Source organism: Streptomyces anulatus, assembly GCF_014650675.1.
In the GTDB taxonomy this organism is placed as follows: domain Bacteria; phylum Actinomycetota; class Actinomycetes; order Streptomycetales; family Streptomycetaceae; genus Streptomyces; species Streptomyces anulatus.
Map to the genome: position 1 here is coordinate 455,599 of NZ_BMVK01000004.1, position 22,110 is coordinate 477,708.

8 protein-coding genes are annotated in these 22,110 nt (G+C 71.3%); all 8 read right to left on the minus strand.

Annotation, left to right across the window (positions count from 1 at the left end; translation table 11 throughout):
• Nucleotides 1–35 precede the first annotated feature (35 nt).
• From IE272_RS13625 to IE272_RS13660, 8 genes are read right to left on the minus strand one after another with little or no spacing between them, the layout of a single operon-like run.
• Nucleotides 36–17,102 (minus strand): WXG100-like domain-containing protein, encoded by a 17,067-nt coding sequence (locus IE272_RS13625; RefSeq protein ID WP_190006928.1) that lies wholly within the window; start codon nucleotides 17,100–17,102, stop codon nucleotides 36–38.
• 33 nt (nucleotides 17,103–17,135) lie between these two features.
• Nucleotides 17,136–17,447, minus strand: coding sequence for a hypothetical protein (locus IE272_RS13630; protein WP_050362021.1), 312 nt, complete (start codon nucleotides 17,445–17,447; stop codon nucleotides 17,136–17,138).
• Nucleotides 17,440–17,898 (minus strand): YbaB/EbfC family nucleoid-associated protein, encoded by a 459-nt coding sequence (locus IE272_RS13635; protein WP_056705433.1) that lies wholly within the window; start codon nucleotides 17,896–17,898, stop codon nucleotides 17,440–17,442. The genes IE272_RS13630 and IE272_RS13635 overlap by 8 nt, the downstream gene beginning before the upstream one ends.
• Nucleotides 17,898–18,575: a type VII secretion system-associated protein gene (locus IE272_RS13640; protein WP_056705429.1), complete on the minus strand. Its 678-nt coding sequence runs from the start codon at nucleotides 18,573–18,575 to the stop codon at nucleotides 17,898–17,900. Before IE272_RS13640 ends, IE272_RS13635 begins: the two co-directional genes overlap by 1 nt.
• Nucleotides 18,572–20,776: a flagellar basal-body rod protein FlgG gene (locus tag IE272_RS13645; protein WP_190006929.1), complete on the minus strand. Its 2,205-nt coding sequence runs from the start codon at nucleotides 20,774–20,776 to the stop codon at nucleotides 18,572–18,574. The genes IE272_RS13640 and IE272_RS13645 overlap by 4 nt, the downstream gene beginning before the upstream one ends.
• A 3-nt stretch (nucleotides 20,777–20,779) precedes the next feature.
• Nucleotides 20,780–21,157 carry a hypothetical protein gene (locus IE272_RS13650; protein WP_143666893.1) on the minus strand — a complete coding sequence of 126 codons (378 nt, stop codon included), beginning with the start codon at nucleotides 21,155–21,157 and terminating at the stop codon, nucleotides 20,780–20,782.
• A gap of 29 nt (nucleotides 21,158–21,186) precedes the next feature.
• A complete protein-coding gene (locus IE272_RS13655) occupies nucleotides 21,187–21,486 on the minus strand; it encodes a hypothetical protein (RefSeq protein ID WP_050362016.1) in 300 nt (99 codons plus the stop codon).
• Between the two features lie 48 nt (nucleotides 21,487–21,534).
• Nucleotides 21,535–21,882: a hypothetical protein gene (locus IE272_RS13660; RefSeq protein ID WP_050362015.1), complete on the minus strand. Its 348-nt coding sequence runs from the start codon at nucleotides 21,880–21,882 to the stop codon at nucleotides 21,535–21,537.
• Between the last annotated feature and the right edge of the window lie 228 nt (nucleotides 21,883–22,110).

Below are 22,110 nucleotides of genomic sequence, written 5' to 3' on the forward strand. Positions count from 1 at the left end.
GGGTTGCCTCCTCCGTCAGGCGAGTCGACACGCCGTCACACCACTGGCGCGGCCGAGTCTTCGCCCGGTGGCTGCCGCAAGCGCTCCGCGGCGGTCCGCAGGTCCCTCAACCACTGCAGATAGTTCTCGAACGACTGGAGGAAGCGGTCCATGTTGTTGGCCCACACCTCCTTGCTCGCCGCGTGCTGGTAGAACTCGTTCCGCAGCGACACCAACGTGACATTGGCGGCGAGCAGGGCCGGACCGACGGACGAGTGCAGCTCGGCGGCGCTCCCGGCGATGAGGATGGCCCCCGCACCGTCGGCCACCTTTCCGTGGGCCGTGGTGGCCGCGTCCCGCACGCTCTTCGGCGCCTTGTTGGTCTTGATCCCGTCGCTCGCGCTACCGATGTTGCGCAGGTGTTCGTGGGCCAGAGCCCTGTAGACCGCGTCCGCCTGTCTGAACCTCTCCCCGTCGTCGGCCGGTGCCAGGCTGAGCGGACGCGCGGACGTCTTGCTGATGTGCGCCTCATCCATGCTGTGCGCGGATGCCAGGACCTCCTGGCCGAAGATCTTCCAGCCGTTCGGCCCGAAACCCAGGATGTTCGTGACCTCGGGGAAGGTCCTGCCGCCCCCGCTGCTCATGTACTCGCCGTCGCCGAACCAGTCCATGGTGCGGTGAGTGTGCTGGAACGCCAGCGCGTCCGCCATCCGACGGCCGGGTGACTGGTAGTGCCAGACCCTCAAGCTGTCCGGCCCCTGAGGACTCCTGGTGACGGCGAAGGCGCATCCGTTCATCGTGGCCGTGAAGACGAGGCCCGCACCGGGAGCGTCCCCCGGCACCAGGGGGACCTCCGCGTGGCCCACCTGCGTCTCGGGGTTGCTCGCTCCGCCCCTGAGATAGGGAACGTACGAGGAGTGGAGGTAGTTGTGCTCGGCCTGTACGGGCGGCAGATCCGCGTTCCCGGCGAGCTCCGCCAGGAAGGGGTGCGCCGTCCGGTACCCCTGGTGGGACACATACTTCTCCAGGGCGGGCGTCAAGAGGTAGGCCGGACTGTCCGGGCCGTGTCGCCGAGGGTCGGGCGTCAGGACGAACCAGTGCCGGTCCATGGTGTCCAGGGCCTCCGCGAGTCTGCCGTGGGCATCCTTCAGCGCGGGCCTGTCCCAGCGCGCGTTCATGCCCGCCGTCGTGTCCATGGAGAGCTTGTTGGTCCTCAGGAAGTCCTGCGGATCGTCGATCAACTGCGCGTGCACCGCGCGCTGTGCCATGAGCTCGGGTGAGTCCGGGGCGGTCTCGGATGTGTCCTGAGCGGTCTCGGTCGCTTCCGGGGCGGCCGGGACGATCTCGTCCGTGTTCAGCAGGAGGGGGTTGAGCGCCTCGAAGATCGTGTCCGAGAGCGAGACGGGCGGTCGCTGCGCTCCCTCCTGCGGGGCAGGGAGCGCGGCGGCGTCCGGCTCCACCCCTTCGTCCGCCGCGACCCGCATACCGTGCTGCTGCGCGACGGAGTCGTCTCCGGCCCGAACTGCCGTCAGGTCGGTCACGGAGTTGTTCGGTGTGCGCATGGGGCGGAAGTGGGTTCTGTCCTCCCCGTCCTGATCACCCAGAAGGTTCGCCATCTCGGAGTTCAAACGGATGACCTCGCGGGCACGTTCATAGATCTCGGTCAGTGCCTGCTTCTGTTCCGCGTCGATCTCCCGCTGCTTCGCCCTCCATTCGTCGGTGTCGGGCACCCTGGGGAGGTTGTCGAAATCTTCCTGGGTCCGCACCGTGTACGTGGTCGTGAGTATCAGCTCGTTGCGCTTCTCACCGGGAGACGCCGTGTAGACGAGGATGTCCAGGCCGCCGATCTCGCCGCCGGCGATCCGCTTCCTGGCCTCGGGCCACTCCGTGGTGGTGAGGACGCTGCTGTCGTGGATTCCGTCCAGCACGTGGGCGGTGACCCGGTTCGTGAGGCCCTGGGCGTAGGTACGGGACAACTGGAGCCACAGCTCACCCATGGTCGGGGAGTCGTCCCAACGGGGAAGCCCGAACCCGAGGCCGTTGAAGATGTAGCCCTGGACGGATGATTCCAAGGCCACGCCGGCTCCGACGGTGGCGGTGCTGATCGCCTCGGCCGCACCCATCTTCGACCAGATCTGGCCGTGCTCGGCCGAGTCCGCGGCGCGCCTGACCACGATTCCGTCGAAGCCCGCTGTGTCCTGGTGCTGGAGGAACCACAGGTAGTTCAGCTGGTGGCCCATCACCTCTTCCGACTGGAAGCCCTTCATGATCGCGGCGACGGCGGCCGTGTCGATCTCGTTCCTGTCCGTGCGTCCGGCCAGGGCCATCTTCCTGTCCGATGCGACGGTTTCCAGCCACGCGGCCACGCCCTGTCGGAATTCCTCATTCCCGGCCAGCGGCTTGATGCTGTTGATCCGGTCCCACAGCTCTTCTCGCTGTCGGTCGAAGTCCTGTTGTGCTTTCAGCGTGGCGTCATCGCCCGCCGTGCTGGATGATTCGGCGGCCGCGACGCCCTTGTCCGGATCGTTCAGCAGCAGCTTGTCCGCGTTCCGCACCGGGGCGTGGCCGTCCTTGGGCTTCGTCAGCCCGCCGACGGCCGTGTCGCCGTCCTCGCCGCCGTGCCCCCTTTCCTGCCCGAGCAGGGCGTCCAGCGCGTCGGGCTCGCTCGCGGTCACCCACTGGCCCGGTCGCCCGGCCGTCGGGTCCTGGAGCAGGGCCAGCACGCCGGTCGTTCCACCTGCGCCGGACCCGGTCACATGGCCGACCGCGACGTCGGGGGCGTACCAGCGGCGTCCCGGCACCGCCCGTGCGGCGTCCATGACGACGCTTCCACCGTCCGTGGAACGGGTGACCGCGGTGTTGCACGCCACGAGCACCACCGGGGCGGGCGGCTGGTCGGGGTCGGTCAGCGTCTCCATGAAGCGGGCGAACTGGGCGCCGTCCACCACCAGCGGCAGCTCACCGTGGATGTGGAGCTTGACGCCGTGCCGGGAGCCGTGCGCATCGAAGAAGATCGGCTTGGGGGACTGCTGCTGCCCCGCCGGAACGTCCTTTCCGGTGGCCTTCGCGGTACTGGTGCTCGTGGTGGTGGTGGCGGTGTCGGTACCGGAGGTGGCGCGGGCGTCGGCGTGCCAGGGCACGGTGCGGGGCACCGCCGAGTCCGCGGGTACGGCGGCGAACGTGCCCTTGCCCTCCGGCCGGTAGACCGCGTACGAGGCCTGGTCGGCGCGGTAGTTCGCGTAGAAGTCCTTGCGTGGGGCCCAGTCCTCTTCGCTGTGCGACGCGTAACCGATGACCTCCCCCGAGGCGTCCCGGATCTTCCGCAGGCTCTGCCGCATCTGCTCGAAGGAGACCTTCCGGCCGTCCTTGCCGACGAGTTCGTCCTGCGGCGTCCCGCCGCCCGGGTCGAGCTGGTCCGACGCGGGGTCGAAGCCGGTCAGCAGCGTGCCGTCGTTCGACAGCGTCGGGCCCGAGCCGGTCCGGCCGCTGCCCCATGTCGCCACGTTGTTCTTGAGCTTCCTGACGGTGCCGCCGATGCGCTTGACCAGCGTCTCCTGCCGGGCGGGCGCGGACGTGGTGGTGGGGGCCTCCTGGTTCTCGCTCTCGGGGGTCAGCCATTCCAGTCGCGCCCAGTCGGTCCAGTCCTCCGTCCGGACCCGGTACCGGTTGTGCGGGGCGGGGGCGAACTTCTGCTTGCCCGCCGCCTTGTCGCTCTCCGCGGCCGGAGCGTTCCCCGGGTCCGTGGACACGCCCGGGGGCGGGAATGTCCCCGCGTGCGTGATGAACTGCCGTACGAGGAACAGCGGTCCGGTCTTGGCGGCCACGTTCTTCGACTTCATGTCCGCCACGAGGTAGCCCTTGGTCAGCGGGTCCTTGGTGTTGTAGTCCGGAAGGTTGTCCAGAACCTGCTTCAGGAAGGCGCTTCCGGGGTGCGCGACGATGAAGTGGTTCCCGAAGTCCCCGTCCTCGTACGCCATCGCGGCGGCCTGCTGGATCTGCTCCTCGGTGGGTACGGACCCGTCGGGGAGCTTGAGCTTCTTCCTTACGCTGCCGAGGTCCTGGAGCAGCGGGCCGAACATCGGCAGGGTGTCGTCGCCCAGCGGCATCATCACGCCCCCGGGGCGCAGGGTCACGGCTCCCGGCCCCAGATCCACGTCGAGGTACACCCCGCCGTGCTTGTGGAGGAGCGCGTACCGGGCGACGTCGGAGGCCATCGCGAAGCTCTCGAGGTCGAGAGCCGCCTCGTACAGTGTCTGCGCCTTGGAGAGCGGGTTCTTCTGCCAGATGGGCCCCTTGCCCTTGGCGAACAGGTGCTTGACCTTGCCGTGCTGGGCGACTCCGGTCCCTGTCGTGCTCTGCAGGAATCCCTCGTTGTTCCGTGCGCCGGCGGCATCCGTCCAGATCGTCACCGTCCATCCGGCGGCCTGCGCGCGGTCCGCCCAGTTACCGATGTTGGCGCGGGCGGCCGGGCTCAACGTGCCGCCCAGCCAGATGAAGTTGATCTGCCGGGGTACGGGGGCGAGTTCGCCGGAGCCGCCACCCATGTAGTACGTCGGGCCCTCCGGGCGTATCTCCGATTCGGTGTTGAGCAGCAGGGCGTCCGTCGTGCTCGGCACGGCGGGCCGGTACAGGTCGTTGTCCGCGAGGTGCAGCACCACGCCCGACCGGGCCGGCCCGGCCGTGTCCGTGCTCGCGGGTGTGAACGTCACGTGGTTCAGGTCCGCGTGGACCACGGTGACCGGGACCCGGAGCACCCGTGCCGCGAGCAGGGCGGCCAGGTCCCCGGCGGAGTGGTTCCAGCCCGCGTCCTTGCGGTCGCCGATCTGCTGGTCGCCGGGGCGCAGCAGGGTCGTACGGGCCAGCTCCACGCGCTGGTCGGGGGTGAGCCGGGCGGCGACCGTCTGCGGGAGGCGGTCGCGGGAGGCGGTGTGCTCGGCGGCCTCCGCCGCGCTCAGCACGATGCCCGCATCGGCCAACTCCTGTGCGGTGAACCGCTCCTGGAGGTCGATCGCGAGGAACGGCGCGAGTTCGTCGCGGTCCGTCGTCAGCCGGTCGGCCAGGCGGTTCCTCAGATGCTGGACGTCGGCGGCGGAGAGGCCCCGGCCCGTGGCGTGGAGCCCCTGGGCGGCGAGGAGCCCCGGGTGGGCGCGCTCGACCGAGTCGAGGAGGGAGCGGTGGAAGCTCGTGCCGTGGTCGAGGTGCGCGGGGCCGGTGGAGGGCGGTTCCACGAGCTGGAGGACGCGCCCGTCCGGGTCCGTCAGGGTGACCGGGCGGCCCTCGGAGTCCTCGCCCTGGGAGGTGTACGGGTCGGGGACGGGCGTCTCGGTCGGACGGACGTACCCGTCGGGCTCCGCGGTGGGGTGCCAGGGGGTGATGACGGGAGGAGCGCTGCCCTCGGGGCGTGGCGCGAGAAGCGGGCGTACGGCCGTATCCACCGCATCGAAGTTCGCGTGGACGAGGCCGAGTTCGCGGTACTGGGCGGTCAGCCGCTCGACCGCCTTGTCGTGGGCGGCGCGTGTGGTGCGTACGTCGGCGTCGGCCGCGTCGAACTGTCCCGGCGTCGCGTCCCGGGCCGCCGTCTTCCGGCTGCGGGCCTCCCGCAGCAGCGCGGCGTCCCTGTCCTCGCGGGCGGCGCGCACGGTCTCCAGCGACGCCCGGTAGGCGGCGTCCGCCGCCAGCAGGTGCTCCGCCCAGGCGGCCGCCTTGGCCTGCTCCCTGCGGACGGCCTCCACGTCCGACAGCGGCCCGGTCTCGCCGAGCCAGAACTCCGTACGGGTCAGGACGTCCTGCGGGGTGGCGGCGGAGGCGGACGTGGAGGGGCCCACATCGGGCGTGGCGTCGGCGAGGAGTTCGGAGAGCGGCGGGTAGCCGGGGACCGTGGCGGGGGGCGCCTCGGTGGTCGTACCCGTCGCCGTGTCCGTGTCCGTGCCCGCTCCCGTCGTGTCCGGGGTCGTGGCCGTGGTCGGCTCGGTCCAGGGAACCGGTGGTGTGCCCGTGGGGCGGGGGCCGGTGAGCGTGTAGTGCTCGACGGCCTTCCAGGCGGCCTCGGACGACCCGGCGAGGTGCTGCTCGGCGGTGGCGAGATCGCGGCGGTGGTTGACCAGGTGCCGCTGGGCCTCGGCGTACCGGGTACGGGCCGTGGCGAGCCGTTCCCGCGCTGCCGCCACGTCCGTTCCGGTGGGCGACGGCGTCGCGAGAAGGTCGCGGAGCCGGGTCCGGAGGGCGGCGGCCTCGCTGTCGAGTGCGCGCAGCCGCCGTTCGGCCGTCGCGGCCTCCTTGGCGGCCGTGACGTACTTTTCGGTCTGCTGCTTGACGAGGTCCGCCGCGGCCTCGACCTCGGCGGGCAGCAGTCCGTGCTTGCGGGCGACGTCGAACGACACCCACATCGTCACCCCGTCCGGCACCGTGTGCTCGACGGTGACCGGCGGCCGGGACCCCGGCCTGAGCGTCGCCGGGACGAGCGGCAGGTCCGCGACGCGATGCGACGCCTTCGCCGTCTGGACCACGTGCAGGGGCGCCCGGACGAGCACGGCACCGCCGGCGAACGGCTTGAGCGTGGTCAGCGCGGAGGTCCGGCGGTCGGCGGCGCTGCCCGCCGCGTCGGAGTCCGCCCAGCCCGGCACGGCGGCCGTGCTCTGGACCACGGGCTGCGAGTGGAAGCCCGGCCCCGCCGTCATCGAGGGCAGGTGGCTGTCGGTGGTGTCGCCGGTGTACGTGTCGTTGTCCGAGGTGCGCCGGCTGCCGCCGAGCCCCGCCTGCGCGTCCACCGCCAGCAGCGTGGCCCGGGACAGGTCGACGTGCGCGGAGAGGGTGAGGGTGGCGTCGGTCCCGCCGACCGCGGACGTGGTGTCGTGCAGGGTGACGGTCAGGCTGTCGCGGACCATCTGCGGCAGGTAGGCGCTCAGCACATCGGTGCTGATGCCTCCCTTGAGCGCTTCCCCGGCGGCGGTGCCGGGCCGCGTCAGCGCCGTCCTCCGCACGTAGCGGCCGTGGGTGTCGGTGGGCATGGGCGTCGCGTCGCCGCTCTTCGTACCGCGTCCCTTCACGGCCGTGTCGACGGCGTACGCGGCGGCGTCCCGGAGGGCGGGGATGCCGCCGACCGTCGTCACGACGACGCTCTCCGGACCGGTGGCGAACAGTTCCTTGCCCGCCGAGCCGCGCTCCCGCGGCGCCACGCTCCGCGGCTGCTCCGGGGGCAGCAGCATCGGGCGGGGGGCCTGCCGCGTGGCACTCGACGCGGGCGTCCCGTTCGCGGTGGCCGACGCCTTCGCTCCGGTCGCCGCGGTGGTCCCGGTGGCTCCGGTGGTTCCCGTCGCTCCGGCCGTGGCACTGGTTCCGGCCGTCGCGCCGGCACCGGCCGTTGCGGTCGGTGAGGCTGTCGGCTCCGGTCGGGCGAGGCTCAGGGGCAGCACGACCTCGGCGTCGCCGACGCTCCGCGTGTGCGTCACCACGGTCCCGTCGGGCAGTTCCAGGGTGAAGGTGGCCTCGAACTCCGTCCGGCCGGTCACCACGGGCCCCTCGAAGGCCACCTGGGCGCTGACGGCGTCGGTGACCGCGTGGGCCAGGGCGGCCGAACGGGAGGACCCGACCTTGTCGTCGAGCGTGAAGCCGCCGTTGCGGACCACCGGGTCGTTCTGGACGGTGGGCGCCTCGGCGAGCCGGTACCCGGCCTCGTACCCGCGCGCCAGCTTCTGGGTGACGGTCTCCGCCGTGGACGTGGGCCGGGCGATCGTCGGCTTCACGTCGTGGCGCAGGGGGCCGGGGGTGAAGCCGGTGCGTCGCAGGGTCACCGTGAGGCTGGCGTCCTTGGACGGGCCGATCTTGTTCCGAGCCAGGCGCAGCGAGGTGCCGCCGTTCTCCATGCCCGTCTGCAGAGCGCGCATACCGGACGGCGACAGGGCGGTCATCTGCCGCGCCAGGCCGCCGAGTTGGTCGGCGAGCAGACTCTTCGGCCCGAGCCAGCTCTGGTGCTGGGGCAGGGTCGCGAGCAACTGGTCCGTGAACGCCTTGACCGCCGGGGCCATGTCGATGCGGCCGACCGTGAGCGTGCCGTGCGCGGCGGCCCCGGTGGTGGTGTAGAGCTGCGGGGAGGGCGGCGCGACGAGGCCGTCGTCGAACAGCCCGGCCTTCCGGGCCTCCGCCAGCGGCACCCAGACGAGCACGCCGTCGGGGACCTCCACGATCCGCCCCTCGGGCTTGCGTCCACGGACCAGCTCCATCGGCGCCTGGAGCAGACCGGAGGGCTGGGAACGGGCCGCGAGGTGCCACGCCACGTCGGCGCCGACCAGGGCCATCGGCCCGGTGTACTGCACGGTGTGGGCCGGGTTCGCGGAGAAGGCCGCGGTCTCGGTCGCGGTGCTGGTGCGCTGGTACGGCGTCCAGATCGCCCCGTAGGTGCCGGCGGTCTGGAACGTGTCGGTGTGCTTGGCCCGGAACGCGCCCAGCAGGGAGACGGTGTGGCTGCTGACCTTGGCGACGGAGTGCCCCGCCCCGCTGGTCCCCGAACCGACGGCGGAGAGGGCCAGGTCGCTGGAGTCGACGACGGCCACCACGCGCGGCCTGCGCAGCTGGGGCCAGGCACTGACCGAAGCGGTGATGTCGGTGACGGCCGTCCGCCCGAACAGATCGCTGACGTGCTTGCCGGTCTGCGCCGCGTCGCTGAAGTCCGCTTCGTTGCGGCCGACCGCGAACGCCTCGGCGAGCGCCCCGGTCGCGGGGGTCCCGTCGTTCCCGTAGACCCACGAATTGCCGGACACGGAGGCGAGCAGCTCCTTGAGGTGCTGCTGCACGAGCTGCGGCGAGGTGACGCTCTGCACGGAGTGCAGGCCGTCGAGGAGCGGGTGAGAAGTCCAGTCGGTCGTCGGGACGGGCTTCCCGGAGGAGAGCAGTTCGGCCATGGCCGGGGTCATCGGCGTGGTCGTCGGGGCGGTCCGCGCGGTCCGCGCGGTGTTCTGCGGCCGGTCGACGGGCAGCGAGGACGGTACGGACAGCGACGCGGGCACGGCGACGGTGACCCGCCCGGCGACAGCGGCAGGGGCGACGGCGGCAGGGGCCGGGGCGGTGGCGGTGGCAGGCGGTCGGGCGGTGGTCGTGCCGGTCCGGCCCGTCCGATCCGTACGCAGCAGGTCGACGGTTTCGGCGGCCTGCTTCACGAACCAGCGCGTGCCGAGCAGTTCGCCGGTCATCGTCCGGGCGATCTGGCGCGGCCGGGTGAAGCTGGTGGCCTCCGCGGTGAAGTTCAGGTGGTACGACCACAGGTGCTGCGATCCGGAGCTGGTGATGCCGCCGTCCGGGGTCAGCGTCGGACCGTACGTCATGCCGTACGCGGTCTGCTTGCCGTACCGGTAGCCGACGCTGCCGGTGCCGCCGAAGCGATCGAGCCCGGTCAGCCCCACGTCGAAACCGACGGACCAGCCGTGCGTCCGGGTGGTGGCGCTGTCCGCGCGGCGGGTCGACAGGACGTTGTTGGCCACGCCCAGGTCGTGATGGGTCCCCATGAACCGGCGGTCCGTGGCCTGTGCCCGCACGGTGACGACGACGTACCGCTTGTTGACCGTGCCGAGCTGTTCGAGCGGGATGCGCAGCCCGGTGCTCGTCAGCCGGTCGAGGGCGCCCTCCAGCACCGTACGGGCGAGCGCCTGGCGCAGCAGGTGGGTGTTGCGTACCGCGTTGTTGTACGTACGGTCGCTGCCGCCGTTCGCGGTGGGCAGGGTGGGCGCGGTGTTCGTCCCGGGCGGCAGCACGAGGTCGGGGTAGGCCCGGTGCAGACCGGCCTGGATACGGTCGACCAGCGCGTCCGTGAGGGACGTGTGGGGCGGCGGCGCCTGCGCATCGCCGACCGGCGCGAGGTCGACGACCGCGTGCAGGCCGAACGTCGTCGGGTTCGACGGGGTCAGATATACGGGCGCGGGTGGCGCCTCGGCGTCCGGGACGGGCGTGGTGCCGTCGTCCCAGCCGGCCAGCCTGCGCGCGTCGGCCCGGGGGATCTGCACGGTGGCCGTGAGGAACGCGCCGCCCTCGGCCGGGTTGGCCCCGCCTGCCCGGTCACCCTGCCGGACCGGCGCGGGCGACTCCCACGTACCGCCCTGCCGACGCACCTCCAGCCGGAAGCGGACGTCGTAGAGCCCCGAGTGGCCGCGGCTGTTGAGGGTGCGCACGGACTCGGCCGTGTTGCCGCTGTAGCTGCTCTCGGCACGCTGGGTCGTCAGCCCGGCGGCCCCCGCGACCTGGAGGTTCAGGGCGCCCGGAGGCTGGAGCAGGCCGAACTGGGGGCCGACGGTGAGGCCGAGCCCGGCCCCTTGGGTGTTCTTCTTCTCCGTGGTACCGGTGGAGCGCTGCGCGTCGGCCCTCTTGACCTCGGTCTGGTCGGACGCCTGGAGCAGGGTGGCGTCGACCGGGACCAGCCGCAGTTCGACGGAGCCCAGCGAGCGGTTGCCCAGCCCGGCGAAGAGCGGGGCCGTGACCACGGTCTCCCCGGAGCTCTGCGCGATCATGGTGCGCAGGCTCTCCTCCCCGAACAGATCGGCCAGTTGGCGGCGGAGGAAGCTGCCGGGGGCGGCCTCGGGGAAGTTCCTGAGCGCCCAGTCCAGCAGCCGGGTCCCGGTGGTGACGCTCAGCGGCGCGAGCAGGTGCGGCCGGGCGCCGGGGGCGAACGTGAAGGCGGGGGGCAGCCGGTCCGGGATCGCCGGGTCGGTGACGCTGTCGGGGACGCGCCAGGCGACACCGTCCTGGATGCGGTAGCGCTGCTGGTCGGCGGTGCCGGCCTGCCGGTTCGCGGGCGACTCCCGGCCCTTCTTGTCCCAGACGTGCAGGGACTCGGCCACGATGTGCAGGTCGCTCACGTGCAGATGGCTGCCGTCCTTGCCGACGGTGGTCACGCTGCTCTGGGCGCGGTTCTCCTGCGTGTACGTGTAGGACGCCTCCATGCGCCGGCCGCTGAGGGACACGGACCCGAGCGCGCCGAAGGGCGTCCCGGAAGGGCCGATCGGGACGGCCAGCCCGAAGGCTCGGGAGGTGCCGAGCGTCTTGGTCTCGGTCGCGCCGGGCCGGGTGCGGAGTTCGGTCTCGACCTTGACCGGGGCGTCGGTGGTGGTCTTGGCCTCGTCGGTCTTGGAGGCGTCGGACTCGGGGGTGCCGGTCTTGGGCGCGGTGGTGGTGGACCCCTCCGCCGGGGACGTCGGAGCCTGTACGGCGGGAGGCTTCGGCGTGGTTGTGGTCGTGGTCGTGGTCGTGTTCGTGGTCGTGGTCGTGCTGCCCTCGGCCGTGCCGGGTGCGGGCTGCGCCGCGGAGTCCGGGACGGCCGGCGGTGTCGGCTCGGTGAAGCGGCGCCAGTTCCCGTAGCTGTCCAGCGAGAGAGCGATCTCCCGGCGGCCGCCGTCCAGTGTCGGCAGGACGAACGTCCGGGGGCCGAGCAGCGTGTGCGGGCTCCGGGTGAGCACCAGGTTCAACTGGGCGGCCCCGTCGGGGTGCAGACGCCAGCGCGTGGTGAGGGCGTCGACCAGCCGCTCGACGCCCCGGAGGGTGATGTGCCCGTGCCCGTTGCCCCGCAGGGAGGTGGGCAGCATCGCGTCGTCGTCGAACGTCACGAACGCGCCGGACCGCCCGGACGGCGGCGCCACGACCTCGGCCAGCAGCGGACGGGCGAGGGACACCTCCTTCTCCACCTTCACGCCGGGATCGTTGATCCGGCGGTACACCTCGTCGCGCAGGGCCTCGTCGGTCGTCAGCTCCGGCCGGTCGCGCCGGGCGCGGTACATGCGCTTCTCGAACTCGTCCGCCGAAAGGGCGTTGAGAGCCTGGTCCCGGGCCGGGAGCCGCGGCTGCTGCTCCTCGGACGAGCCGCCCGGCCGGTGGCCGTCACCGGAAGGCGCGCCCTGGGTCTCTTCGCCGCCCTGCGACTTCCCGTTCTCCTTCGCGGGGCTCTCGGAATTCTCTGAATCCCCGGAACCCTCCGTGTCCTTGGGGGCCTGGGTGTCCTGGGCGTTCTCGGGGCTCTCCGGAGCGGAGGAGGGCAGCGCGTCCTCCTCGGTCTCCGTGGGGATGCGGCGACTGTCCGGCGAGGGCAGGTCGTCGCGGTCCCGCGAGTGCGTGCTGCCGCCGTCCTCGGACGCCGACGAGGCGTTCCGCTGCCGAGGGGCCTCCACCAGCTGCTCTCCGGGGAAGGCCGGAGCACGCCGGTCCCGTTCGGAGCCGGCCGGACGCGGGGTCTTCTCGGTGCTGCTGCCGCCACGCTCGTCGCCGTTCGAACGGGAGGACGAGGAGGAAGACGAGTCCAAGGAAGAGGACGGAGACGGAGACGGAGACGGAGACGGGGACGGGGACGGGAAACGGCTCGGTGTCGGATGCGGTACAGGGGCAGGGGCAGGCGTCGGACGGAGCGGGTCCGTGTCCTGCGCGGCGCTCTGCTCCGGTACGGCGTCGTCCGTCTTCGGGGCAGGGGTCTCCTCGGGTACGGCGGTCAGGTCCCGCAGCCGTTCCACCAGCGTGCGGGCGTCCCGGGCGGCCCGGGTGCGCACCTCCTCGGGCAGCCGGTCCAGCGAGCGGTCGATGCGCCGGTCGAGGTCCCGCAGGCGGTCCGGAGCGCGCAGTTCCTGCTCCAGGCGCTCCTTCCCCTCGCGCCGCAGCTTGTCCGTCTCCGCGTCGTAGTCGTCGAGCACCCGGTCGACGGCCCGCGGGTCGTCCGCCGCCTCGTCGATCCTGCTCTGCCACGCGTCCTGGCGCTCAGCGCTGCGCCGCGCCCCCTCGGGACCGCCCCCCGAGACAGCCTTCAGACGCCGGTCGCGCTCCACCTGCGCCATCCGTTCGGCGTGCTGTCGCTCGACGGCCTGCCGCGCCGCGTCGTCCTCGGCCCGCGCATGCCGGTCCGCCCACTGCCGCTGCTCCTCGCGCGACAGCCCGGTGTGGTCGTCGCCCTCGCGCATCTTCTCCAGTCGGGCCTCCAGAGACGCGTCGTTCTCGGCGTCCGAGTCCTTCGACCGGTGGCCGGTGGAGGTGTTGTCGTCGCCGGTCCCGTCGTGCGGCGGGGGCGGCTGTGAGGGCCCCTGCCGGGGGGCGTCGTCCTCGTACAGGGCGGCCACCTTCTCCTGGAGGGCGGCCACCTCGGCTTCGCCGTGGAGGGTGGTCGTACGGCGTTCGTACTGGGCGTCCAGGTCGCCTCCCCGCCCCGGGCCCTCGAAACGCGCCTTCCACGAGGCCAGTTCGTTCTCGGACGCCCCCAGCTCCCGCAGGGTCGTGAGACGGCGCGCCGTCTCCAGCTCCGCCTCGTAGTCCGCCAGTGTCTTCTGGAGCTCGTCGGGGGTCGCCGCCTGCTCCAGGCGGTCCTCCCACGCGCGGAACCGCTCGCGGTCCAGGCCCGCGGCCTCGGCGTCGGCCCGCCGGTTGTCGGCCAGCCGCTTCTCCAACGCCTCGGGGGAGTGGTCGGCGCGGTCCTTCAGCTCGGCCCCGAGGGCGCCGAGCCGCTGCTCGAAGTCGTCCAGCAACTGGGTCGTACGGCGCGGATCGCCGTTGAGCGCCGCCTCCTCGATGTCGAGGCCGTGGCGCAGCCATTCCGTACGGCGCATGCCCAACTGCGCGGCACGGCCCTCGTACCCGCCGTCCATGTGGCGGCGGAACTGCTGGAGCCGTTCACCGAGACCGTGCTGCGCGACGAGGTCGCTCAGCTCGCGCAGGCCATCGGCCGCCTCGGCGTGCCTGCCCGCCCGGACGTCGTCCTGGATGCGCTCGCCGAGCCGCTGCCGTGTCTCCCGGTCGACGCCCACCCGCCGCGCGTCCGCCAGCAGGGCGTCCGTCTCCCGCGTCGTGTCCGCGGCCAGCCTGCGCCGGTCTGCGGAGGACAGCCCCTCGGGTACGTCGGGCAGTTGGGCCAGTTGGCCGAGCGGGTCGTCCGTGACGACGACGGCGCCGTCGAGCAGTGCCAGCAGCGCGTCGAGATCGCCGCCGTCGTCGAAACCGTCGGGGAAGGGCAGCTCGTCCGTCGACTCCGTACGGGGAGGGCTCGGCGGGTCGTCCGTGACCGTACCGGCCCCGTCGCTCTCGGTCCGCCTCGCCTCGGGCCGCGCGGTAGGTGCCTGCTGAGGCACGTCGGGGAAAACGAGGTCCGTCTCGTCCGCGGCGGCCGGCCGGGAGCCCGGGGGGTTCTGGGGGACGTCGGGCAACGACGCGTCGAGTCCGTCCTGGCTCGTGCCCGCCGGGGACTGCGGATGTGAACCGCCAGGTCCGTTACCGGAGTTGGGTGCGGTCGTCGTCGAAGCGGTCGGGGCGGGACGCTGTGCTGCGGCGGTACCGCCCGTGGCGTTGGGCGTCCCGGTACCGCCCGTGGCGGCGTACGGGAGCGCGGTCGCATCGTCCTCGGGGCCCGTCACCGTACCGTCGCGGTCCGGTCCGCCCGTGCCCTCCTCCTCCAGCGCCGCGTGGTACTGCTCGCGGAGCTCGTCGACCCGTGCGGGCCTGCCGAGGTCGTCGGGCCCGCCCTCGCGGAGCTTCGCCAACCGGGCCGCCAGGTCGGCGTCCAGGTCGTCCGGGTCCTGCTGGTTCGTGAGCCGGTCCTGACGCTCCCGGAGGAGGCGGTCGAGGTCGTCCGGGGACCGGTGCCCCTGCTCGGAGTCGCCGGCCCGGCCGGACGGTGACCCGCCCGACCCGTCGCCGGACGTCTGCCAGGGGCTGCCCTCCGGTACGTCGGGGAGGTCCGCCAGCAACCGCAGCTCCTCCGGCGTCCGCGGCGGGCCCAGCGGGGTGTCGGGTATGTCGGGGAGGCTCGCGAGCAGCTGGTCCGGCGTCAGCGCGGCCCCCGGTGCGGCGTCGGGTACGCGGGGGAGGTCCGTCAGCACCTGGTCCAGGTCCCTGAGGTCCTGCGTCACGCTCTCCGGAATCTGATCCGGGACCACGTCCGGGTCCGGCTGCGGGTGCGGCGGGGCGTCGGGTACGTCCGGCAGGCTGTTCAGGAGCAGGTCCAGCCCGGACACCGTGTCCGGCAGATCGGGGGGCTCGTTCCCGGTCGGGTTCTCGTTCCTGTTCGGGACTTCGGTCCTGTTCGGGCTGTCGGTCCCGTTCGGGGTGTCGCTCCTGTTCGGTGTGGACGTGAAGTCGCCGGTGTTCGTGATGTCCGCACCGCCGGAACTGGTGGCAAAGGAGGGGGCGGAGGCCGTGGGCGCGCCGGACGGGGCGGTGCCCCCGTTCCCGTCGTCGTCCCCGTACAGCGTTGCGCTGTCCGAGAAGTCGTCCACGTCCAGGTAGTACAGGCTGTCGGTGTCCGACCCGGAGTCCGTGAGCGTGCGGTTGTCCGCGTCGGTCCTCGGGGTGGAACCGTCGCGCACCGCGGGGCCGGACTCGGTGCTGGGCCGCGGCGAGGCGGTCGGCGGTGCGGGGGCGTCGGACGAGAACACCGGAGGGCGCGGCGGGGGAGCCGCCGGCGGTCCCTGGACCATGTTGTGCATCGACTGGAAGCCGTGGGCCACGCCTCGGCCCAGGACGCCGCCCATCGCGCCCGCGGCGGCCGTCCAACCGCTGACCGTGAACTTGTGCTCCGGGCCGAAGATGAGGTTGTACATGCCCTCGGTGACCACGGCGTGCGCCGATTCGCCGGCGATCTCGCCGACGAAGTTGCCGATGTGGAAGCCCAGGTTCCCGCCGACCGTCCGGACGAACGAGCCGGGCAGATCGTGGGAGAGCGCCCGGACGCCGCTCTCGCCCAGATCCTTCGCGAACGGCTTGAGCGCGTCGTCCAGCGAGTGGGTGAGCCCCTGCCAATCGGCCTTGCCGGCCCAGTTCTTGACCAGCGCCTCGCCGTACTCACGGCCCAGGTTCTTGGCGGTCTCGTTGCCGAGGGCCCCTCCGAGGTGCTTCTCGAAGGCGTTCGCGAAGTCCTTGACGACCTCCCGGCCGACCGCTCCGGCGGCCGCGCCCCGCACACCGTCCGCACCCAGCTGGTTCAGGGACTCGTTGGTGCGGCCCATGATGTTGCCCAGGCGCTCGCCGAGCTCACGGGCGGACGTCTCCGAGATCGTGTTGCCCGCGGCGCCCGCCCCGGACCTCGCTCCGGCCCCGAGGGCTCCGTCGCCCGCACCGCTGACGCCCTTGCCGATGCCGTCGCCCGCGCCGCTGAGGCCCTTGCCGAGCCCCTCTCCGGCACCGCCGGGGACCTTGCCGGCACCGGCTCCCAGGCCACCGGGTACCTTGCCCGCTCCGGCCCCGGCGCCCGCGCCCTTGCCGAGGGCGCCCCCGCCCTTTCCGGCTCCCGCTCCGGCCCCGGCTCCCGCGCCCTTGCCGAGCGCGCCTGCTCCCTTGCCGACGCCGGCTCCCGCTCCCTTGCCGAGCGCGCCTCCGCCCTTGCCGGCCCCGGCGCCCGCTCCCTTGGCGCCTCCGGCCAGGCCCTTCGCCAGCACGTTCCCCGCGTCGTTGCCGAGGATCTTGCCCAGCGCCTTGCCGCCCAGGTTGCCGAGCAGCTTGCCGAAGGCGCCGCCCAGCAGCGCGAACGGCCCGCCGAGCACACCCCCGATGGCCGCGAACTTCGCCGCGTCCTTGGTGAAGTCCGTGTTCCACTCCGTACGGTCACCGCGGCCCATCTGGGTGAGCTGGAGGATGCTGTCGAGCAGCAGACCACCGACGAGACCGGTGATGGTCTGCATGATGATCTGGGCCACCAGGAACTTCAGGATCAGCAGCGCCATGGTCCGGAACGCGCCGATCGCCGCGGCGGCCCAGATCTCCGACAGCCCGGCGGTGAGCGGCATCAGCGCCTGGGCCAGGGCGATCTGCACGACCAGCAGAGCCAGTTGGCCGAAGATCATCCACTTGGTGTACTCGATGTCGGCGGCCGTCTTGTGGGCGTTCTTCGACAGCTTCATGGCGTCCTCGTGCGCCCTGTCGAGAATGCTCTGGTTGCCGTTCGTCCTCTCGACGAACTGTCGCGCGTACGCCACGAACTCCGTCGCGGTCCGGCCCTCGAAGTCCTCGTCGACGCGGCTGACGACCTGCCGCAGAAGTTCCTCGACCTCCTGGAACTTCTCGGCCATCAGCCGGTAGTCGTCGCTGACCAGCCGCAGGGAGTCCTCGTTCGCCTGCGGAAAGGGCATGCCGGTCAGCGTCTTGAGGAGTGTCGCCCACCCGTCGGGGACCTCGATGGCCATGGTGTGGTGCTGCGCCTTCGGAGTACGGCCGGCTCAGCCGGCGGCGAGGTGGTTGGCGTCTTCTTCGGCGTCGTTCAGGATGATCGAGGCCGTGTTGCCGTTGATGCCGACCATGTCGAGCAGCTCGGAGAGCCCTTCGAGGCCGTACGTGAGCCCCTTGCCCGTCGAGTCGACGAACTTGTGGTACTCCTTCGCGTACACGTCGTCCCGGCCGCCCGCCGTCCGGTTCGCCACGTTGATGCGCTCGTTGAGCGTGCCCAGCTCGTTGACGATCCTCGCGATGTCGCCGAACTGGTTGAACCGCCGGGGGAGATCGCCCGGAACGCTCAGGGTCCCGTCAGCCATAGAGACCGTCCTCCTCGCCGCGGTTCGCGGACGGCTTGCGGCTCTTGCCCAGCACCGTCTCGGTCAACCCCTCCGGCTGCATCGCGCGCAGGGGCGCCAGCAGATCGTCCAGTTCGCCGCCGCCACCGAAGAAGCCGTTCGCCAAGTCCTCCTGGGCGCCCATCAGCGGGCGTACGGAACTGGTCACCTTCGAACTCACCTCCGCGCGAGCCGCGTTGACGGTGGTCTTCAGAACCTCGGCGAGCTGCGCCGCCGGCATCGTGCGGAAGCCCTCGGTGTGGAACTTGAACGAGACGACCTCGCCGTGGGCGTTGACCGACGCGGTCACCATCCGGTCCTTGGAGGTCGCCGTCGCGGACGTCCTGGCCAGCTCCTCCTGCACCTCCTGGATCTTCTTCGTCTGCTCCGCGAGTTGGGCCATGGCCTCCGCGAGCTGCTCCTGGAACGACATCAGTTCTGCTCCTCCTCGGCCGCCGGGGATGCGGAGGCTTCCGAAGCCTCCGGCCCTCCGGCCGCTTCCAGTGCGTCGACCGCGCGGGACAGATCGCCCGCGGACAGGCGCAGGGCGACGGGACCCGTCGGGTTGAGATAGAGGTCCTGGCCCTCGGGCACGAGGGCGAACGCCTCGGAGAGGGGCAGGATCCGGTGGGCGAGCGCGCCCGCCCGCTTCAGATGGCCGGGCGAGGTGAACACCGGGACCACCGGGTCGCCCTCGGGGGTGCAGGCGCTGACCGCACCGCCGTCCGGTGCGATCAGCACGGCCAGTTCGGCCGCGATCGCCGCCAGGGCGACGTTCTCGACCGGGCCGTAACCGGTCGCCGCGAGCTGCATGGCGGCGTCCACGTCGTCGGTCGGCTCGGGCCAGCCGAGCATGCCGGGCGACGGCCGGTACTGCTCGTTGCGCTGCCACTCGACGATCTCGCCGTCGGCGTCGGAGCGCCACTGTCCGATCACCGCCCACAGGGGTGGTTCGCCTTCTCCGCGCCACGCCGGGTCGACCGTGCCGAACCAGTGGTCGGGCGCGGTGCGCGCCGCAGCGCGGATGTCGTCCGGCACCGGCGGCATGGCCGTGCCGGCTTCGCCGGAGTCGATGCCGGTGCCGCCGGTCGCCGTACCTGCGGAACTCATCGCCCGATCACACCCGTTCCGGCCTCGGGCTCGGTGCCCCACACCTCTTCGTCCTCCGACAGCCAGACGTTGCGCTGGCGGTCGTTGCCGCTGCCTCCGCCCCCGCCCGGGGCGCCGCCCATACCCATGGGCGGCATGAAGGGCATCCCGCTGCCCGTCCCGCCGGCGACTCCGGCCCGTCCGAGGACGCTGCCCGACTGGGTGGACAACGTGCCCTGCGTCGGAGCGGCGGGCACCGCCGGCAACCCCATGGCGGCGCGGGCGCGGCTGCTGAGCCCACCGGCCCCGCCGATCGCCTCACGGCCGGTGGCGCCGTTGCCGTCGAACGACTTGCGCAGCCCGTCGGAGAGGCCCTTCGAGCCGCCGAAGAGATCGTTGGAGCCCCCCTTGGAGACGCCGAAGATGTCACCGCTGGACGTGGAGGGGCGCCGCTGGGTGTTCACCAGGTCGTCCAGCGTCATGGGGTTGCGGGTCTTGAGGCTGTTGCTGGTTTGGGTGATCTGCTTGCCCTGCGGGTCGGTGATGGTCCCGTCCGGGTTGACACGGGAGCCCGGCGGAACGGTGAGCTTTCCCCCGTACGCGTTGGTCAGCGGCTTGCCGTCCGCGCCGATCAGATTCCCCTGGGCGTCTACCGTGACGCCCTTGGGAACGATGATGTTCCCGTTGGAGTCGACCCGGATGCCGTTCGTCAGGTCCCCGGAGGAGCCGCTGGGCAGTGTCGGTCCCTTCGGGACGGTGGTCCTGGGCGGGACGATGCTGTTCCCGGGCCCGAGCGTGGAACCGGGCGGTACGACCAGCGGCTTCCCGTCCGGGCCGGTGACCGGCTTGCCGTTGGAGTCGGTGACGGCGCCGGTCTTGGGGTCGATACGTGAGCCGGCGGGCAGCGACAGGGGCCCGCCGGTCGTACCACCGCCGCTCCCGCCGGGGCTTTGCGGGAGGAGGTTCTTGGTGTTCGGGAGGTTGGCGCCGGAGGGGAGATTGGTGCCGTAGCTGCTGCCGCCGGGGCCGGTGACCGGGGGCGGGGTGTCCACCTTGATGTCGTTGCCGCTCCCGTCGGTTCCGGTGCCGTCACCGCCCGCGCCGCTGCCGCCCGCACCGCCGCCGAACATTTCCTGGAACTTGTTGAGGATGTCGTTGGTGTCCCCCGTACCGCCGTCGCCCCCGCCACCCGGACCCGCGGAGCCGTAGAAGTTCTTCTGCTCGTCCGCCGTCAGCGAGATGGTGAACTCCGGATTCACGATGGCGTTCGCGTCGGAGAACACCATCGTCGCGGCCTCGTACGCGCCGGCCAGAGCGGTCATGGTGGCGACGGACTTCGCGTCGAGCTCCTTCTCGACCTCGGCGATCCAGTTCGCCTTCGCCGTGGCCTCCATGGCGGTCCAGTCGGGCTTGGGAGACTGTGTGTGGTAGTTCGACAAGGGGGTGAGCTTGCTCATCTCGTTCAGGAAGCTCGTATAGAGATGAGTGAACGCCATGGCGACGGAGCCCTGTTCCACCTCGGCTCCGCCGGACATGGTCCCCACGGGCTGTGTCTTGTTGAACCAGTTGGAGGCGTTGGTCCTGAGACTCCCGATGGTGTTGGTCAACTGAGTGCTCACTGCGCCGAGTTGCTTCTGCAGCTCACCGTTCATGTAGAAGGAGTACGTCTCCTGAAGTGAGCGCTTCACCGCCTGGAGCGTCGCCTCGAAGAGTTCGGCGGACTCTCCCTGCAGTTGGTCGGCCCCGCTTCCGACGTTCTCCGCCCAGGAGTTGAACTGGGTCACCCAGCCGTCGGTCCAGTCGTCCATGTTGTTGAGCATGGTGGAGGCGTCGCTCGACAGCTGAGGGTTGGCATCCTTGTTCTTCCCGGTGATCACCGAAGTGAGAATGGGATCGGATGCCCCGGTGAATTCGGCTAGTGCTCCGCTGTCGTTCCCGAACTCGCCCCAGTTGTAACCGAATCCGAAAATCAGGGCCTGGTTCTTCTTGTCGGGGAACCAGAACTCGTAGAACGCGTCCAGGCCCTGTTCCTTCGCGAAGTCCACTCCCTTGTCGTAGTGCCAGACACCGGTCATCGTACGGACGACCCACGGCTTGGAACCCGGGCCCGCCACCGCGTTCCGGTCGGGGAGCTTGGTGACGCCGTCGTGAAACATGGCGAGGATGTCCTCCCACTCGGCGGGCATCCCGTGGGGTACCGTCTGGGGCGGCTCCTCGGCCATGCTTCACTTTCCCTTCGGAGAGAGGATCTCGGCGAACTCGTCGAGGAGGGTGCTGCCGATGCTGTTGGAGTCGTCCTCGGCTTCCCGGTGTTCCCTCTCGACATCCCGGAGGCTGGCCGAGAAATTGTTCATGAGCGTGATCGCACCCTCGTAGCGCTTGCGCATGGCACCGCGGAACTTGTCGAATTCCGTGTCGAGCGCCGTGGCCAGCATGCTCTGCTCGGAACGTCCCAGCCCGAGAGACATCTCCGTCCCCATGAGCACATAGTGCGGGTTGACCGTGAGGTGACGGCGGAACGTGGGGAGCTTCTTGTTCGCGTAGTCGAGATAGACGCCATCGGTCGACTGGTAGATGTCCGCAGGAGTCTCGTCGGCGGCCATGTTCATACCTCCACGGTTCGGCAGTCGGCTCAGCTGAGCTGCGTCTTCTTCACGGCTTCGCTGCCCGAGGAGTCACCCTGGATCTGCCGGGCGTGCATGCGCTGAAGAGTCGTCTGCGCGGTCCTGTACTCATCGGCGAGCTGCAACTTGAGCTTGCCGAGCTCCGCCTCGAAGTTCTCCCAGGAGAGCCGGGTCTCACCGGTCAGGGTCTCGCGCAGCGCGTTGAAGTTGTTCTGCATCCAGGCGAGCCCCTCCTCCATCTCCTTCTGGGCGCTGCCCATGTTCCTGATGGCTTCCTGAAGCGCTGCATGGCTGATCGCGACGGTCATGAAGGAACTCCTCGGTGAAGGGGGGAAGGCGGCGGGGAGGGCCGGAGGCTACTTGGGGTTCACCGTGTTGGCGATGTTCAGGGCGTAGGTGTTCGACTCGTCCTCGGCGTCCGCGAGGAGATTCGTGGCCATCTTGGTGCCCTCGAGGAAGAACCGGGTGCGCTCCGTGATGCGGGCGTGTGTCTTGAGCCACTCGTCGATGCCAGCGGCGTGGGTCGCCGAGGACCTGGCCCGGTAGGCCTCGGACACCTGGGTCTGAATGTTCTTGACCGTCGTGCCGGCCGCCTCCATGTCGCCGAGGTGCTTGTCCAGCGTCTGCAGCGTGTGGAGCATCGCGGTCTCGTCGTTGGACAGGCCGTCCGACGAGTTAATGTTGAAACCGGCAACATCGAACATTGAGAGTCCTCCTGGACGCTGCGGGGAACACGGTGGCACCACGGGTGCACGACGAGGCCGACCGCTTCGGGAATACCCCCTCCGAGGGCCGACGATGATCACATTAATACGGGGTGGAGCGGGTGGGAACCAAAGGGCTCCGGTTATCTGAGAGTTCACCTTCACCACGGGCGTGAGCTGCGGGAATGCCGCCGGGCGCGGAGCATGACGACTTCCCTTTGCTCAAAT